The sequence below is a fragment of the Brachybacterium sp. GPGPB12 genome (assembly GCF_038396325.1).
GTDB classification, from domain to species: domain Bacteria; phylum Actinomycetota; class Actinomycetes; order Actinomycetales; family Dermabacteraceae; genus Brachybacterium; species Brachybacterium conglomeratum.
Window position 1 is genome coordinate 752,816 of the sequence record NZ_CP149573.1, and the last position, 15,498, is coordinate 768,313.

14 protein-coding genes, 1 tRNA gene and 2 pseudogenes are annotated in these 15,498 nt (G+C 72.0%); 12 read left to right on the forward strand and 5 right to left on the reverse strand.

The genetic code is table 11. The features are described 5' to 3' along the window. The first annotated feature begins 133 nt into the window (after positions 1-133). Positions 134-688, forward strand: a complete 555-nt coding sequence (locus tag WKH84_RS04140) for a PPA1309 family protein (RefSeq protein WP_341855699.1) — start codon at positions 134-136, stop codon at positions 686-688. A 135-nt stretch (positions 689-823) separates the two neighbouring features. Here WKH84_RS04140 and WKH84_RS04145 read toward each other — a convergent pair whose 3' ends face one another. Both WKH84_RS04145 and WKH84_RS04150 read right to left on the reverse strand, forming a co-directional pair. Further along, complete coding sequence (locus WKH84_RS04145; RefSeq protein ID WP_341855700.1) at positions 824-1,255, reverse strand: single-stranded DNA-binding protein; 432 nt, start codon at positions 1,253-1,255, stop codon at positions 824-826. Positions 1,256-1,571: 316 nt separating this feature from the next. Further along, entirely contained in the window at positions 1,572-2,201 is a 630-nt protein-coding gene (locus WKH84_RS04150) for a superoxide dismutase (RefSeq protein WP_341856771.1), read from the reverse strand. A gap of 164 nt (positions 2,202-2,365) precedes the next feature. On the opposite strand from WKH84_RS04150, the gene WKH84_RS04155 reads away from it, so the two are divergent. The 8 genes from WKH84_RS04155 (at position 2,366) to WKH84_RS04190 (ending at position 8,086) form a co-directional block, all read left to right on the forward strand. Further along, positions 2,366-3,274 (forward strand): DEAD/DEAH box helicase, encoded by a 909-nt coding sequence (locus tag WKH84_RS04155; protein WP_341855701.1) that lies wholly within the window; start codon positions 2,366-2,368, stop codon positions 3,272-3,274. A gap of 166 nt (positions 3,275-3,440) precedes the next feature. Further along, positions 3,441-3,668 (forward strand): helicase-related protein, encoded by a 228-nt coding sequence (locus tag WKH84_RS04160; RefSeq protein WP_341855702.1) that lies wholly within the window; start codon positions 3,441-3,443, stop codon positions 3,666-3,668. Beyond that, positions 3,605-4,504: a hypothetical protein gene (locus tag WKH84_RS04165; RefSeq protein WP_341855703.1), complete on the forward strand. Its 900-nt coding sequence runs from the start codon at positions 3,605-3,607 to the stop codon at positions 4,502-4,504. The genes WKH84_RS04160 and WKH84_RS04165 overlap by 64 nt, the downstream gene beginning before the upstream one ends. Beyond that, positions 4,405-5,031 carry a hypothetical protein gene (locus WKH84_RS04170; RefSeq protein WP_341855704.1) on the forward strand — a complete coding sequence of 209 codons (627 nt, stop codon included), beginning with the start codon at positions 4,405-4,407 and terminating at the stop codon, positions 5,029-5,031. The genes WKH84_RS04165 and WKH84_RS04170 overlap by 100 nt, the downstream gene beginning before the upstream one ends. Continuing rightward, positions 4,929-7,037: a hypothetical protein gene (locus WKH84_RS04175; RefSeq protein WP_341855705.1), complete on the forward strand. Its 2,109-nt coding sequence runs from the start codon at positions 4,929-4,931 to the stop codon at positions 7,035-7,037. Before WKH84_RS04170 ends, WKH84_RS04175 begins: the two co-directional genes overlap by 103 nt. Before the next feature lie 6 nt (positions 7,038-7,043). Beyond that, positions 7,044-7,409, forward strand: coding sequence for a DNA-formamidopyrimidine glycosylase family protein (locus tag WKH84_RS04180; RefSeq protein WP_341855706.1), 366 nt, complete (start codon positions 7,044-7,046; stop codon positions 7,407-7,409). Then, positions 7,352-7,954: a hypothetical protein gene (locus WKH84_RS04185; protein ID WP_341855707.1), complete on the forward strand. Its 603-nt coding sequence runs from the start codon at positions 7,352-7,354 to the stop codon at positions 7,952-7,954. Before WKH84_RS04180 ends, WKH84_RS04185 begins: the two co-directional genes overlap by 58 nt. A 59-nt stretch (positions 7,955-8,013) precedes the next feature. Continuing rightward, a tRNA-Arg gene (locus WKH84_RS04190) sits at positions 8,014-8,086 on the forward strand. An 81-nt stretch (positions 8,087-8,167) separates the two neighbouring features. Here WKH84_RS04190 and WKH84_RS04195 read toward each other — a convergent pair. The 3 genes and pseudogenes from WKH84_RS04195 to WKH84_RS04205 all read right to left on the reverse strand — a co-directional run bounded on the left by WKH84_RS04195 (position 8,168) and on the right by WKH84_RS04205 (position 12,143). Beyond that, the gene (locus WKH84_RS04195; RefSeq protein WP_341855708.1) at positions 8,168-8,761 is read right to left on the reverse strand and encodes a tyrosine-type recombinase/integrase; all 594 of its coding nucleotides are present in this window, start codon (positions 8,759-8,761) and stop codon (positions 8,168-8,170) included. Positions 8,762-10,209: 1,448 nt separating this feature from the next. After that, entirely contained in the window at positions 10,210-10,908 is a 699-nt protein-coding gene (locus WKH84_RS04200; protein WP_341855709.1) for a metal-dependent transcriptional regulator, read from the reverse strand. 43 nt (positions 10,909-10,951) lie between these two features. Beyond that, positions 10,952-12,143 (reverse strand): annotated as a pseudogene (locus WKH84_RS04205) (Nramp family divalent metal transporter). Positions 12,144-12,356: 213 nt separating this feature from the next. Here WKH84_RS04205 and WKH84_RS04210 point away from each other — a divergent pair. The 3 genes and pseudogenes from WKH84_RS04210 (at position 12,357) to WKH84_RS04220 (ending at position 15,497) form a co-directional block, all read left to right on the forward strand. Beyond that, entirely contained in the window at positions 12,357-12,728 is a 372-nt protein-coding gene (locus WKH84_RS04210) for a winged helix-turn-helix domain-containing protein (RefSeq protein ID WP_341855710.1), read from the forward strand. A 182-nt stretch (positions 12,729-12,910) separates the two neighbouring features. After that, positions 12,911-14,848: pseudogene (locus WKH84_RS04215) on the forward strand (cation-translocating P-type ATPase). Positions 14,849-15,029: 181 nt separating this feature from the next. Then, entirely contained in the window at positions 15,030-15,497 is a 468-nt protein-coding gene (locus WKH84_RS04220) for a thioredoxin domain-containing protein (protein ID WP_341855711.1), read from the forward strand. Position 15,498 lies beyond the last annotated feature (1 nt).

Consider the following 15,498-nt stretch of genomic DNA (forward strand, 5'->3'; position numbering starts at 1 on the left):
GAGTCGGAGCGCACACGGGGCCCCCGACGTCGTGGGGTCCCAGAACGCGGCCCGGGTACAGTGTGGTGCCGCCGTGCCGCACGGCGGTCACCCCATTCTGTCAGGCCGAACCTGTAAGGGACCTCTCGATCCGATGACGACTCCTGCCCAGGACCCGCTGGACGCGCCCACGGCCGCGCTCGCCGCCGCCGTGCTCGAGGTCGCCCGCCATGTCGAGGACGGCCCGCCGCCCGCTCCGCGCCTGTTCGCGCTCGCCCGCGGCGCCGAGCTGATCGCCGCCTCCCCCGCCCTCGCCGCGCCGCTGGGCGCCGAGGGCGAGGGCGCCCACGACGACCTGCACCTCACGCCGATCGACCTCGACGAGGGCGCCGCGCCCTCCGGTCCGTCCGGCGGGCAGGAGGATCCGCTCGCGGCGCTCGAGAAGGTGCAGTGGCCGGACATGGCCGCCGGCGCCGCGATCGCCTGCGATCTCGCGCCCGCGGCCTGGTCGGTCCGCGACGGGGAGCAGAGCGCCGGCGGCGCCGCGCCGCCGTCGGGGCGTGTGTCGCGCGTGGTGGTCGCGGCACTGGGAGACGGCACCACCTGGTCGGCGGTGCACCGCGGCGACGAGGACGGCTACGTCCTCGGCGCCGCGCTGCCGCCGGAGATCTCCGAGGCGCTGGTGCAGACCCTGCAGTCCGGGAACTGACCGCCTCCCCCGCCTGGATCCCCCGACGGGCCCGCTCCACGGACCGGGTCCTGTCGGCCGACCGCCTCCCCGCACCGCGGTGCGGCTCAGAAGGCCGGCGCGAGCGAGTCCTCGCCCTCCGACTCGTCCGCGTCCTCAGGGTTCGCCGAGCTCGCCTCGGTGAGGATCTCCCCGAGTTCGGGTCGACGTTCGGGACGTCCTGCGCGCGCGCGGCTTGGTGAACTGGGAGGAGCCGTAGGTGAGGTCGTGGCCGATGGACTCGGCCTGGAGGTTCAGGGAGTAGCGGGTGATGCCGTCGGTGCCCTGCCACTCCGAGGTGTTCAGCCGGCCCGTGACCAGCAGCGGCTGTCCCTTGTGGATCGAGCGCATCACGTTCTGGCCCAACCCGCGGCGGGCGAAGACGGTGACGAACTCGGTCTTGCGGTCGGCGAAGTCCTGCGTGGCGGTGTTGTAGTAGCGGCCGGTGACGGCGATCCGCGGCTTGACGCTGGTGGATCCGTCCTCCTGCCGGTGCTCGGTGGGATCGGCGGTGACGTTCCCCATCAGCGTGGTCTGGATGTCGCGCATGGCGCTGTCCTTCCTGGTCGCCGGGGAGCTCCCCGGCCTCGGCACCCTGCCGAGTGACCTCAGCGTCGCCGGGCGGTGCCGCCCGTTCCAGCGTGGGGCTGATCCTGTGGACGGCAGAGGGCTGGGGAGGAACGGTCGCGGGAAGGGACGGCACACGGAACTACAGGCCGCCAGGACGTGGGGCGACGGTCGCACGGACACGGAGCACCGCGGCGTCAGAACGCGAAGCGGCCGGCCCCTCCGAGGAGGGACCGGCCGCTCGTGTCGCCGGGGCGCGGGCCGTCCGGCCCGCCCGTCGGCGTCAGGTGCGTGAGGCTCAGGCCTGGGGCACGACGAGACCGGACGCGGAGGAGCGCGCGGCCTCGAAGCGGGCCTGCACGTCGGCCCAGTTCACGATGTTCCAGATCGCCTTGACGTAGTCCGCCTTCACGTTCTGGTAGTCCAGGTAGAAGGCGTGCTCCCACATGTCCAGCTGGAACAGCGGGATCGTCGCGACCGGCACACCGTTCTGCTGATCGTAGAACTGCTCGATCACCAGGTTCCCGCCGATCGGCTCGTAGGCGAGCACCGCCCAGCCCGAGCCCTGGATGCCCAGCGCCGCCGCGGTGAAGTGCGCACGGAAGGAGTCGAACGAGCCGAAGTACTCATCGATCGCCTGCGCGAGCTCACCGGTCGGCTTGTCGCCGCCCTCCGGGGAGAGGTTCTTCCAGAAGATCGAGTGGTTCGTGTGACCGCCGAGGTTGAACGCCAGATCCTTCGAGAACTGGTTGACCGACCCGAAGTCCCCGGCCTCGCGCGCCGCGGCGAGCTTCTCCAGCGCCGTGTTCGCGCCCTTGACGTAGGTCGCGTGGTGCTTGGAGTGGTGCGGCTCCATGATCTTCCCCGAGATCGAGGGATCCAGCGCGCCGTAGTCGTAATCGAGATCGGGAAGCGTGTACTCCGCCATATGGATCATCCCTTCGTCAGTTCTGCGCGGGACCAGCCGGTGCGGTCCCCGCCGTGTGATCCATCCTGCCACGATGCGCTGGGCAGGGGCAGGGGGCGGCCGGAAAACGGTCCCCTGGTCGGCCATCGGGCCCGGGTGTCGGGGCCGCGGTCCACAATGGTGCGATGGCCACGCCCCGCCCGCGCCTGCCCTCCTCGTTCTCCCCTGCCACGACGGCATGGTTCGAGGAGTCCTTCGAGGCGCCCACCCCGGCGCAGGCCGCGGCGTGGGAGTCGATCGCGCAGGGGCAGGACACCCTCGTGGTCGCGCCGACGGGCTCGGGCAAGACCCTCGCCGCGTTCCTCAGCGCGATCGACCGACTGGCCGGTTCTCCGACCCCGTCGTCTGCCGCGACGAGCGTTCTGTACATCTCGCCGCTGAAGGCGCTCGGCGTCGACGTCGAGCGGAACCTGACCTCGCCGCTCGTGGGCACCGCGCGCACGGCGGAGCGACTCGGCCTGCCTCGGCGCCGGCTGAGCGTGGGCGTGCGCACGGGGGACACCCCACCGGCGGAGCGCCGCCGGCTCGCGACCCATCCGCCGGACATCCTCATCACCACCCCGGAGTCGCTGTTCCTGATGCTCACCTCGCAGGCGCGGGAGACGGCGCGCGGCGTGGACACAGTGATCCTCGACGAGGTCCATGCCGTGGCGGGCACGAAGCGGGGCGTGCACCTGGCGCTGTCCCTGGCGCGGCTCGATGCGATGCTCGAGCACCCGGCGCAGCGGATCGGTCTGTCGGCGACGGTGGAGCCGGTCGACGAGGTCGCCGCCTTCCTCACCGGCTCTGCGCGAGGCCGGGACGCGGTGGTGGTGCGGCCGCCGTCGACCAAGCGCTGGGACATGCGGATCACGCCGCCGGTCCCGGACCTGCAGGCGATCGAGCCGCCCCCGATGCGGTCGACGACGAGGACGTCTCGGGGACGATCTGGCCGCACGTCGAGCGGGCGGTGCTCGAGGAGGTCCTCGCCCATCGCTCCACGATCGTGTTCACGAACTCCCGCGACCAGGCCGAGCGTCTCACCGGGAAGCTGAACCGGTCGCACGCGAGACGGGTCACGACGGCGGCGGCCGACGGTCCGGGCGGGGAGCCGGAGGAGCTCGTCGAGGTCGAGGACATCGCCCGCGCCCACCACGGCTCGATGTCCAAGGAGGTCCGGGCAGGGATCGAGGACCAGCTGAAGTCGGGGACGCGCGGCGCGTGGTGGCGACCAGCTCCCTCGAGCTCGGCATCGACATGGGCGCGGTGGACCTGGTGCCGCAGGTCGCGGCGCCGATGTCGGTCTCGAGCCTGCTGCAGCGGGTGGGCCGGGCCGGGCACGACGTCGGCGCGGTCTCCGAGGGGTCGCTGCACCCGCGCACGCGGTGGACGTCTCGCGCTCCGCGGTCGCGGTGCAGGAGGCGGTCGCCGCGCGGATCGAGCCGCTGACCGTGCCGCGCAACGCCCTGGACGTCCTCGCCCAGCACACCGTCTCCGCCGCCGCGATGGAGGACCTGCAGGTCGACGCCTGGTACGACCTGGTCCGCTCGGCGCACCCCTATCGGGCGTCGCCCCGCTCCGCCTTCGACCAGACCATCGACCTGCTCGCCGGGCGCTACCCCTCCACCGACTTCTCCGAGCCGCGGCCGCGGCTCGTCCACGATCGCGAGACCGGCACGCTCACCGCCCGGCCCGGCGCGCGGCGTCTCGCCGTCACCAGCGGCGGCACGATCCCCGACCGGGGCCTGTACCCGGTGCACCTGGTCGCCGCCGAGGGCGACTCCCAGCCGCGGCGCGTGGGCGAGCTCGACGAGGAGATGGTCTACGAGTCCCGCCGCGGGGACGTGATCACGCTCGGCACGAGCGCCTGGCGGATCGAGGAGATCAGCGCCTCCCGCGTCACGGTCTCCCCCGCCTTCGGTCTCACCGGTCGGATCCCGTTCTGGCACGGCGACGGGGACGGGCGTCCCGCGAGCCTCGGCCGGGCGATCTCCGCCGCGCAGTCCGAGCTCGCAGCCCTCCCCGCCCCGAGGCCGACGAACGCCTCACGGGGCTCGGCCTCGATGACAACGCGCGCACCGTGTCGCTCGACCTGCTCGACGAGCAGCAGCAGGTCACCGGCGCGGTGCCGGGACCGGACCAGCTCGTCGTCGAGCGCTTCCTCGACGAGCTCGGGGACTGGCGCGTGGTGCCGCACTGCGCGGCCGGGCAGCGGATCACTGGGCCGTGGGCCCTCGCCGTCGGCGCCCGGGTCGAGGAGCGCTACGGCCTGGACGGCCAGGTGATGGCCGGGGACGACGGGATCGTGTCGCGCATCCCGCACGGCGAGCGACCGCCCGGCGCGGACCTGTTCGTGTTCACGCCCGAGGAGATCGAGGAGGAGGTGCGCCGTCTCGTCGGCTCCTCCGCCCTGTTCGCCGCGAGGTTCCGGGAGTGCGCGGCCCGGGCCCTGCTGTCGCCGCGCCGCGACCCGAACCAGCGGGCGCCGCTGTGGCAGCAGCGTCAGCGCGCCGCGCACCTGCTCGAGGTGGCCAGGCCGCATCCGGACTTCCCGATCATGCTCGAGGCGGCGCGGGAGTGTCTCCAGGACGTCTACGACCTGCCGGCCCTGGTCGAGCTGATGGGGCAGGTCAGGCGGCGTCGCCTGCAGGTGCGCGAGGTCGAGACCCCCTCCCCTCCCCCTTCGCGCGCTCGCTGCTGTTCGGCTACATGGCGCAGTTCCTCTACGACACCGATGCGCCGCTGGCCGAACGCCGCACCGCCGCCCTGGCGCTGGACCAGTCGCTGCTGGCCGAGCCGCTGGGCACGGTGAGCCTGCGCGAGCCGCTGGATGCCGAGGTGATCGCCGAGGTCGAGCGCCGCCTGCAGGGACTGACCGAGGAGCGGGCGGCGCGCGGGCCCGAGCAGATCGCGGACGCACTGCGCCGCCTGGGCCCGCTCACCCCCGCCCAGCTCGCCGAGCGTGCCGTGGACGGCCTCGATCTCGACGCCGCCCGCGCCGAGCTCGAGCAGTCCCGCCGCGTGCTCACGGTGCGGATCGCCGGGGCGGAGCATCTCGCGGCGATCGAGGACGCCGGTCTCTCGCGCGCGATGCGCTCGGCACGGCGCGCGCCGCCGGGGATCCCCGAGGTGCACCTGGCCGCGGTGGACCGAGCGGTCCCCCAGCCGCTCTCCCGCTGGGCGCGCGGCCGCGGCCCCTTCCTCGCCGACGCACCGGTGCAGGCCTTCGGTCTCGCCCCGGGGGTGGCCCGCGCCGCGCTCGAGCGACTCACCGCCGAGCGGGTCCTGTCCCAGGGCGAGTTCACGCCCGGCCGCGAGGGCGAGGAATGGGTCGAGGTCGAGGTGCCGCGCCGCATCCGCCGCGCGAGCCTCGCCGCCTCCCGGCGCGAGATCGCGCCCGTCGCGGGGCCCGTCTACGCGCGCTTCCTCGGCCAGTGGCGGCACCTGGTGGGGCGCCGCACCGGCGGCCGACGGGAGCGCGGCACCTGGACCGGGCAGGACGGGTCGCTCTCGGTCGTGGACCAGCTCGCCGGGGTCTCGCTGCCGCTGTCGGCCTGGGAGTCCCAGGTGCCGCCGGCGAGGTCGCCGGAGGTGACGCCCGCCCTGCTGGACGCCGCCTTCGCGAGCGGGGAGCTGGTGTGGACGGGGCACGGCCGCCTCGGCGCCGACGACGGCTGGATCCGTCTCCACCTCGCCGATGCCCTCCCCCTGGGGCTCGACGCCGACGCGCTCGAGGAGGCCGCCGACGCACTCCCGGACGGTGCCCTCGCCAGCCGGATCCTCGCCCTGCTCGCGCACCACCCCGGGCGCGGCGCGGCACGGAGAGATCCTCACCGCGCTGGCCGACGACGGGGAGGCGGCGCGGCCGCAGGACCTGCACGAGGCGCTGTGGGACCTCGCCTTCACGGGCCTGGTCACCAACGACTCCTTCGAGGCGCGCGCTCCTACGGCCGCGGGCCGGCCAAGGCGCCGTCGGCCCGCACCACGACACGCTCGCGCGGCCTGGGACGTCGGGGCGCGGCGCGGCTCTCCGCGGCGATGATGCGCCAGAGCGCGTCCAGCCCCTCCGAGCTCGTGACCGGGCCCGTCGGCGCCGGGCGCTGGTCCGCGGTGCGGGTCGAACCGGTCGATCCTGCCGCCCGTGCCGCGGCGCTCGCGACGTCGCTGCTGGACCGCCACGGCGTGGTCACGCGCGGGGCGATGGATGTCGAGGACGTCCCCGGCGGGTTCGCCGCGGTGTACCGGGTGCTGGCCGCGCTCGAGGAGAACGGCAGCCGCCGCCGCGGCTACTTCGTCGACGGGCTCGGCGCCTCCCAGTTCGCGCCCGCCGAGGCGGTGGACCTGCTTCGCGACCGGGACCGGGAGGCCGAGGCCGGACGCGACGCCGAGGGGCCCGACGGCGGCGGGGCCGGCCCGTCGGCCGAGGCGGTCGCCGTCGCGCTCGCCGCGACCGATCCGGCGAACCCCTACGGCGCGGCGCTCCCCTGGCCGGCCCTGTCGATCACGCCGCCCGAGGGCGTCACCGCGCGGCCCGCCCGCCGCGCCGGTGCGCTCGTGCTCCTGCGCGACGGACATGTCCAGGCCTATGTCGACAAGGGCGGGAAGCACCTGCTGTGGTGGGCGGACGAGGAGGCGACGCCCGAGGCCGCCGCCCAGCTCGTCCGCGCGATCGCCGAGGACTCCCGCCTGCCGCAGGCTGCGGATCGAGCGGATCGACGGGCACGGGATCGACACCGAACCGGTCGCGGCGATCACGACCGCGCTCGCGGAGGCCGGTCGCTACCGCTCACCGCGCTCGCTGCGACTGCGGGCGGGTGATCGCTGATGCCCGAGGGTGACACCGTCGCGCGCCAGTGCCGGATCCTCCACGACGCGCTCGCCGGCGCCGTGCTCACCGTCTGCGACCTCCGGGTCCCGCGCGCGGCAACCGCAGACCTCACCGGATGGAGAGTCCACGAGGTGCGCCCGCGCGGCAAGCACCTGCTGATCCGGCTCCTCCCGCCCGAGCCCGGGACTGCGCCGATGACGCCGCACAGCCACCTGATGATGGACGGGATCTGGAACGTGGAGGGGAAGGCGCGCGCTCGAGCGACACCAGCGCCGGGCCGCGCACCCGCGACACGATCCGGATCGTGCTCGAGGCCCGGCACGAGGACGGTCACGAGGTGCGGGCGATCGCCTACGACGTGAAGCAGGTGAAGCCGCTGCGCACGGCCGACGAGGAGAAGCCGCTCGGGAACCTCGGCCCGGACCTGCTCGATCCCACGTGGGACGAGGACCCCGCCCTGCGGGAGCGGGCGCTCGCGAACCTCGCCGCCGAGCCGAAGCGGCCGATCGGCCTGGCGATCCTCGACCAGCACGTCCTGGCGGGGATCGGGAACATCTACCGCAGCGAGCTGTGCTTCCTGCGCCGGCTCCACCCCGCCGCGCCCGTCTCCGCGGAGCAGGACCCGGGCGCGCTCGTCGACCTCGCCCATCGCCTGCTCGTGCTGAACCGGGACCGTGAGGTGCGGGTGACCACCGGTGGGATGCTCGGCCGGGACGGTGACCTGTGGGTCTACGGCCGCGGAGGGAAGCAGTGCCGCCGCCGCCGCACCCGGATCCAGCGCGGCGAGCTCGCCGAACCGCGGCTCGAGGGCACCGAGGCGCGGGTGCTGTGGTTCTGCCCCCGCCGCCAGGCCGGGCCCGGCGCGCCGGGCCCGTCGGCGGCCCAGCGGCGTGGCCGACGTCGCTGAGACGGACTGCGTTCCTGGCCGTGGCGGCGTCGCAGCGTCGGTAGACTCGTGCGCCGTCAGCCTCCATAGCTCAATGGATAGAGCAACGGCCTTCTAATCCGTAGGTTGCAGGTTCGAGTCCTGCTGGGGGCGCCTGACCAGGAGGTTCGTGTACATGGCGCCGTTCGCGAACTGGCAAGTACGATTTAAGTGCGAGCTTCGGAGGGAGTCGCATCAGCGGATCACGGTCGCCACGTCGCTCACGTCGACGTTCCGATCGACGTACGCCGACCACGAGGTGGCCGGGTCGTGACCCATCACCGCCATGATCACGCGCGCATCGACGCCCGCATCCATCAGCTGGCGCTCGATCGTCCGCCGAAGGGTATGGAACGTCACCCAGGGAAAGCCAGCCCTGTCGAGGGTGCGACGGACGGCCTTCGTCGTCGTTGCGAGGTCGGGCACTCCTCCGGCGTGGGAGGGAAAGACGAACTCGCCGCCGGCGCCAGCCGCCTTCGCAACAGAGACCCGAGCTTCAAGCGCCTTTCGCTCTCTTGCTCGCAGGAGGTCGACCGCAGGAGCTGGAAGGGGGACCGCGCGTCGACTCGACTCGGTCTTCAGCCTCGGGGTCCAAGAGCGGTCCGCCCCGGCCCCGAATACTTGACCCTCGACGCTCAGATAGGGGTGCTCCTGTTCAAGGTGCACGTCAACCCAACGAAGAGAATTCGCCTCAGCAATGCGCAAACCTGTGTAGCTACCGAGAACGATCAGGTCACCGACATCGTGTCGTTGACGCGGGTGTCGTTCCTTAGACTTAACACGGAGCATTGCAAGCTGTTCTCCTGTAAGAGAATTATCACGTGGACGAGGGGAACCATTACTGTACACACGCTTACCTCGGGTCGCGCTGGTGCTTGGAATCTTCAACCCAGCAAAGAGGATCTGACGATATATGACGCTTTGCCAAGCCACGCGCTGTGGCTTTGCGCCAGATCGCCCGTAACTGCGGCGGCGATCCTCCGCCTCCTGCACTGTGGACTCGTTCCACCTCGTCAGCGAGATCTGCAGGCGTTACGCGATCAATCGGAATAGCGTAGATCGCAGATGAGTACTCGCGTGAACGCTTGAGACGCTTCTTCTTCCCGGGGCCGTCTGTCGCAGCGCTGGTTTTGAAGCCTGCCCAGCGGGTGGCAACTCCCAGGTAGGTCCGCTGGGAGTTGGACGAACGTACGCTTGAATCGCGGCCGTCTTCGATCCGGCGGACCGCCCATTCGACGAGCTCGCCAAGAGTCGGAACAGCAACTTCCTCGCCGCCAAAGAGACGACCCTCAGCCGCGATCAACTGCTCAAGCGCCGCCTGCGCCATTGCGGGCGTCTTCGCCGACCGCGATAGTTGCGTCATCGTTCCGTCGCCGAGCCGAAACCGACATCGGGCACGCCACTGCCTTCCGCGCTTGGCTCGCGACAGCGCAGGATCGGAAGGATCAGCGGAGCGCCAAGCCCCATTTTCATTACGGACATGGAAAGAAATTGCCGTGGTGGCGCCGGGCGGAGTCTTCCTGCGACTCATTGCGACTCCGTATGGAGATGAGCGGCAAAGCGCTCCGGAAAAAAGCCACGGTCGTCAATCATGAAATCGAGTGCGCGTCCACCACAGTGGCGCTTGCTCACGCACTCTTGGCCCCTGGAATGTAGGGCTGGCATCTGTAAGGTCCTCCTCAGAGATCTTGCCGGAGGGTCAGGCTCGCGACCGGACACCTCAGCGTCTCGTTCACCCCTGTGCTCGCACCAACCAGCGCGGTGGCGAATCCCATGAACGGACAATACTGCTGGGCTAGCGCTGAGCGTCGCACGGAACTACGCGCCAGACAGTCCTCTCAACCAGAGAACACAGTAGTGCGCCGATCGGGTTGCTCGCCGGCAATCCTAAGGCGATTCGGTCCCGGACGTCAGCTCGAGTCGAGGCTTGAGAGGCCCTGTCGAGTCCGGATCCCCGCCGACGCGCTTGTTGTTCGGGTACAACATTGCGGCCATCCCGATCGCCGCGATCGGTCTGCTCAACCCGCTCATCGCGGCCGGTGCGATGTCCCTCTCCTCCGTGTTCGTCGTCCACAACAGTCTCCGCCTCCAGAACGTTGCCTCGCGGCGCCCGACGGTAACCCGGGAGGACTGACGCCCTCTCAGTAGTCAGCGGGGTCACGGCGCGAGACAGTTCGCCTGGGAGTCGACACTCGGAGCCGCGGGGCGAGCGCGTGAAACGGTGCCCGAGGGACCGGTCAGGAGGAGCTCTTCACCTGCGATGAGCCACCCGGGACCAACGCGCCGACGCGAACGGCCGCGAGGTCGTCATCAGCCAGAGGCAGGGGGTCGCCCTCGTCGTCGAGGACCTCGATCCCCCTTCCCTGCTCCCGCACGCTCACGACTCTGCCCGGGAGCACGCCGTGGAGTTCCAAGGTGTGCAGACGATCCGGGTCGGCATCGGAGATCCGGACGATCCGGTACTCGCCCGGTGCAAGATCAGCCAGGAGGAGCGTTCCCTCCGGAACGTGAGTCCTCCCGTCCGGGGTGGGGATCGGATCGCCGTGGGGATCCTGCCGGGGATGCTCCAGCAGTTCGTCGATCCGCTCGATCAGCATCTGGGAGGCGGCGTGCTCGAGCCGTTCTGCCTCATCGTGCACCTGTGCCCAGGAGTACCCGAGCATCTCGACGAGGAAGGTCTCCAGCGACCGGTGGCGGCGCACCATCGCCACCGCGTACTCGTGGCCAGCGGGAGTGAGCTCGACCGGCTTATAGGGCCGGTGCTCGACCAGCCCTTGAGCGGCGAGGCGCTTGACGGTGTCGGTGACGTTCGGGGCACTGGTCCCGAAGCGCGCCGCGAGGGCGGAGGTGGTGATCGGTGCGTCCCCCCACTCGGTCGCGGACCAGATGACCTTGAGGTAGTCCTGGGCGACCGGAGTGAGCTCGGAGGGGTCCATGGCCCCCACGCTAGTCGACCCCGGGGGCGGGTCGCCCCGCGGTTCAGCCGAGCCCGAGCGCCATCAGCGCGATCAGGGCGAGGTTCAGAGCGACGATCAACACCACGATCATCCAGGACGTCAGGCGCGGCGGGAGGCGTGCGGCGAAGCGTCCCATGACGGTCCGGTCCCCTGTCAGGCGCACCAGCGGGATCAGGGCGAAGGGGATCCCGAGGCTCAGCACCACCTGGGAGAGGACGAGCGCCCGGGTGGGGTCCACGCCCGCGGCGATGATCACCAGTGCCGGGATCAGTGTGATCGCCCGCCGTGCCACCTGCGGGATGCGGCGATGCAGGAGGCCGGCCATGATCGTGGAGCCGGCGTAGCGACCCACCGAGGTGGAGGCGAGCCCGGAGGCCAGCAGGCCGATGCCGAACGCGATCCCGACGGCGGGGCCGAGCGCCTCCGTGATCGCCGCGTGGGCGCCCTCGATGGTGTCGGTACCGGGGACGCCGGCAAGATTCCCTGCGGCCAGCAGGAGCATGGCGATGTTCACCGACCCGGCCACCAGCAGCGAGAGCACCACGTCCCAGCGCGTGACCCGGAGCAATCTCGGGAGCGCGGCGGGGCTGATGTCGCTGCCGTGGCGGTCGCGGGCCAGGGCGGAGTGGGCGTAGATCGCATGCGGCATGACGGTCGCGCCGAGCATGCTCGCGGCGAGCAAGCAGGGTCTGGGTCCCCTCGAAGCGCGGCACGATCCCGGCGGCGGCCTCGGACCACGAGACCTCGCCGAGGAACAGCCCGGAGACGAAGCCGACGGTGATGATCGCGAGCGACCCGGTGATCACGAACTCGAAGGGCCGCTGCCCCCGCCAGGACTGCGGCGCCAGGAGCAACATCGAGACCGCGCCCACGATCACTCCGCCCGGCAGGAGGGGGATGCCGAAGAGGATGTGGAGTGCGATCGCCCCGCCGAGCACCTCGGCGAGGTCCGTGGCGGCGGCGACGAGCTCGGCCTGGGCCCAGTAGAGCAGGCGCCGCCGACGGGACAGACGCCGACCCAGGAGCTCGGGCAGCGAGGAGCCTGTGACGAGTCCGAGGGAGGCGGAGAGGTACTGGATGACCACGGCCATGAGGTTGGCCGCGACGAGCACCCATACGAGCAGGTACCCGTACTGCGCGCCGGCGGTGAGGTTCGCGGCAACGTTCCCGGGATCGACGTAGGCAACCGACGCGACGAAGGCCGGGCCGAGCATCCATGGCAGGGAGGCCCTGCTCTGTCCAGTCCCGTCTCGCGGCGCGCGGGCCTGCCGACGTTGGTCGGGGGCGGGCGAGTCGTCGGTGCTGGGCGGCGGGAGTGCGGGACGGATCACGAAAGTTAACCTACACGAACTTCTCTTGCGCAGCGAGCGGGCGCTCACGATGGTCACCACTTGCTGACCTATCACTGATCACTGTACAGTCATTGCATGCTGACCAAAGCCTCGCAGCTCGATGTCATGAACCGCCTCGGCCGCGCCATGGCCGACCCCACCCGGTCCCGCATCCTGCTCTCCCTCCTCGACCACCCGGGCTACCCCGCCGTCCTCGCCGACGAGCTCTCGCTGGCCCGGACCAACGTCTCCAACCACCTCTCGTGCCTGCGCGGTCGCGGGATCGTGGTCGCCACCCCCGAGGGCCGGCGCACGCGCTACGAGATCGCCGACGCGCACCTCACCCGGGCGCTGTCCGCGCTGGTCGAGACGGTGCTCGCCGTCGACGACGGCACGCCCTGCACGGATGCGGACTGCGACGTGCCCCTGTGCTGCAACGCCACCACCCCGGAGGAGATCGCCCGATGAGCGACGAGTGCTGCGGTCCCGCCCGACCCGCCACGAACGCCCGGGCCCCGCTCACCCTCACCTCCCGCCCGGCCTCTGAGGCCGACGCCTGCCGCGGCCCCGCGCCGACGCCTGCACCGATTCCGATCGAGGACGGGGACGCGTGCCGCGGGAGCACCACCCCGGCACCTCCAGGTGAACCGATCGAGCTCGAGCAGTCCACTCCGTGGTGGCGCGACCGCTCCCTCCTGCTCCCCGCCAGTGCCGGGGTCCTGTGGGTGGCCGGGCTCGCTGCTCGACTGGGCGGGCCTGGGCCTGGTCGCACTGATCGTGCACGTCCTCGCCCTCGCCGCGGGGGCCTGGACCTTCGTGCCCGGCACCCTGCGACGCCTCGTCCAGGGGCGCGGCCGTGGACGGCTCGGCGTGGGCCTGCTGATGACGATCGCCGCGACCGGGGCCGTGCCGCTCGGTCACGTCGGCGAGGCCGCGGCGCTCGCGTTCCTGTTCTCCCTCGCCGAGGCCCTCGAGGACCGTTCGATGGACCGCGCGAAGCAGGGGCGCGTGCACTGCTCGCCCTGATCCCGGAGACCGCCCGGATCCAGCGCCCCGACGGCCCGCAGACCGTGCCGGCCGCCGACGTCCGCGCCGGGGACGTGCTCCTGCTCGGCGCCGGCGACCGCGTCGCTACCGATGGCGTGATCGCGTCGGGCCGCTCCTGGGTGGACACTTCCGCGATCACCGGGGAGTCCATCCCCGTCGAGGTCGGGCCCGGGGACGAGGTCCACGCCGGCTCCGTGAACGGCTCCGGCGCGCTCTCGCTGCGCGCCACGGCCGACGGACGCGACAACTCCCTGACCCAGATCGTGCGCCTGGTCGACCAGGCCCACGCCGCCAAGGGCGAGCGAGCGCGTCTCGCCGACCGCATCGCTCGCCCGCTGGTCCCGACCGTGCTCGTCGTCGCCGCACTGGTGGCCCTCGTCGGCGTCGTCACCGGGGACCCCTCGACCTGGATCGAACGGGCACTGGTGGTACTGGTCGCCGCCTCCCCGTGTGCGCTCGCGATCGCCGTGCCGGTCACCGTGATCTCCTCGATCGGCTCCGCGAGCAAGCTCGGGGTGGTCATCAAGTCCGGTGCCGCCTTCGAGCGGCTCGGCACGATCCGCACCGTCGCCCTGGACAAGACCGGCACTCTCACCCGCAATCAGCCCCGCGTCGTGGACGTCGCGACGGTCGACGGACGCGGCGTCGAGGAGATCCTTGCGATCGCCGCCGCCCTCGAATCCGTCAGCGCCCACCCGCTCGCCGCCGCCGTCCTCGCCGCCGCAGACACCCTCCCGGAGGCCGACGAGGTCCAGGAGATCCCCGGTCACGGGATCTCCGGAACGCCGCAGGGCCGCACCGTGCGCGCCGGTAGTCCCCGCTGGATCTCCCCCGGCGCGCTCGAGAGCAAGACCCGCGGCATGGCCTCCCGGGGCATGAGCGTGATCATGGTCGAGGAGGACTCCCAGGTGATCGGCGCGATCGGGGTCCGCGACGAGCCGCGCCCCGAGGCCGCCGAGGCCGTCGCCGCCCTGCATTCCCAGGGGATCCGCACCGTCATGCTCACCGGCGACAATGAGCTGACCGCGCGGGCGATCGCCGCGGAGGCCGGCATCGACGAGGTCCATGCCGAGCGGCTTCCGGCCGACAAGGCCGCCCACATCCGCCGCCTGGCCGGGCAGTCCCCGACCGCGATGATCGGCGACGGCATCAACGACGCCCCCGCCCTCGCCTCGGCGACCGTCGGGATCGCGATGGGCGTCACCGGCACCGCCGCGGCGGTGGAATCGGCCGATGTCGCCTTCACCGGCACCGACCTGCGCCAGCTCCCCGCCGCCCTCGCCCACGCCCGCCGGGGGCGCCGGATCATGACCGGGAACATCGCCCTGGCGCTGGCGATCATCGTGGTGCTCTTCCCGCTCGCCCTGTTCGGCGTGCTCGGGCTCGCGGCCGTGGTGCTCGTGCACGAGGCCGCAGAGGTCGTCGTCATCGCCAACGGCATGCGCGCCGCCCGCACCAAGGGCCTCGCCCTACAGGGGCCGTCCAGCCCCGTCGGGCAGGATCTGCACGAGACGACCCCCACCCGAGAGGCCGCCGCATGAGCCGCAAGACGAAACTCACCATCGGACTGATCGCCGCCGCGGCACTGGTCCTCGCAGGATTCCTCCTCATCCCCGACCGCGGGCAGGACACACCGGCGGCCCCGGAGGCCTCGGACACCGCAGGCCCTCAGCTCGTGCGGGAGGACAGCCCCCGCCTCTCCGAAGGCGCAGCAGCGAGGTCGTGTTCGTGGAGTACCTCGACTTCGAGTGCGAGGCCTGCCTGTCCCTGTACCCGACCGTCGAGGAGCTCCGCGCCGAGTACGGCGACCGGGTCACGTTCGTGGTCCGCTACCTGCCGCCGCACGGCAACTCCCTCGAGGCCGCCCAGGCCGCGGAGGCCGCGAAGGACCAGGGCGAGTTCGAGGCGATGTACAAGGCCCTGTTCGACAACGCCACCGAGTGGGGGCATCAGGAGACGTCCCAGCGGGAGCTGTTCTTCTCCTATGCGGAGGAGATCGGGCTGGACATGGAACGCTTCGAGGAGGTCTACGACGACCCCGCCACCGCGAAGCGGATCGAGCAGAGCGCCGCGGACGCCCAGGCCCTCGGCGTGACCGGCACCCCCACCTTCTTCGTCGACGGGAAGCGTCTGGAGCCCACTCGCGTCGAGGACCTCACCGATCCGCTCGATGCCGCCCTCGAGGGCTGAG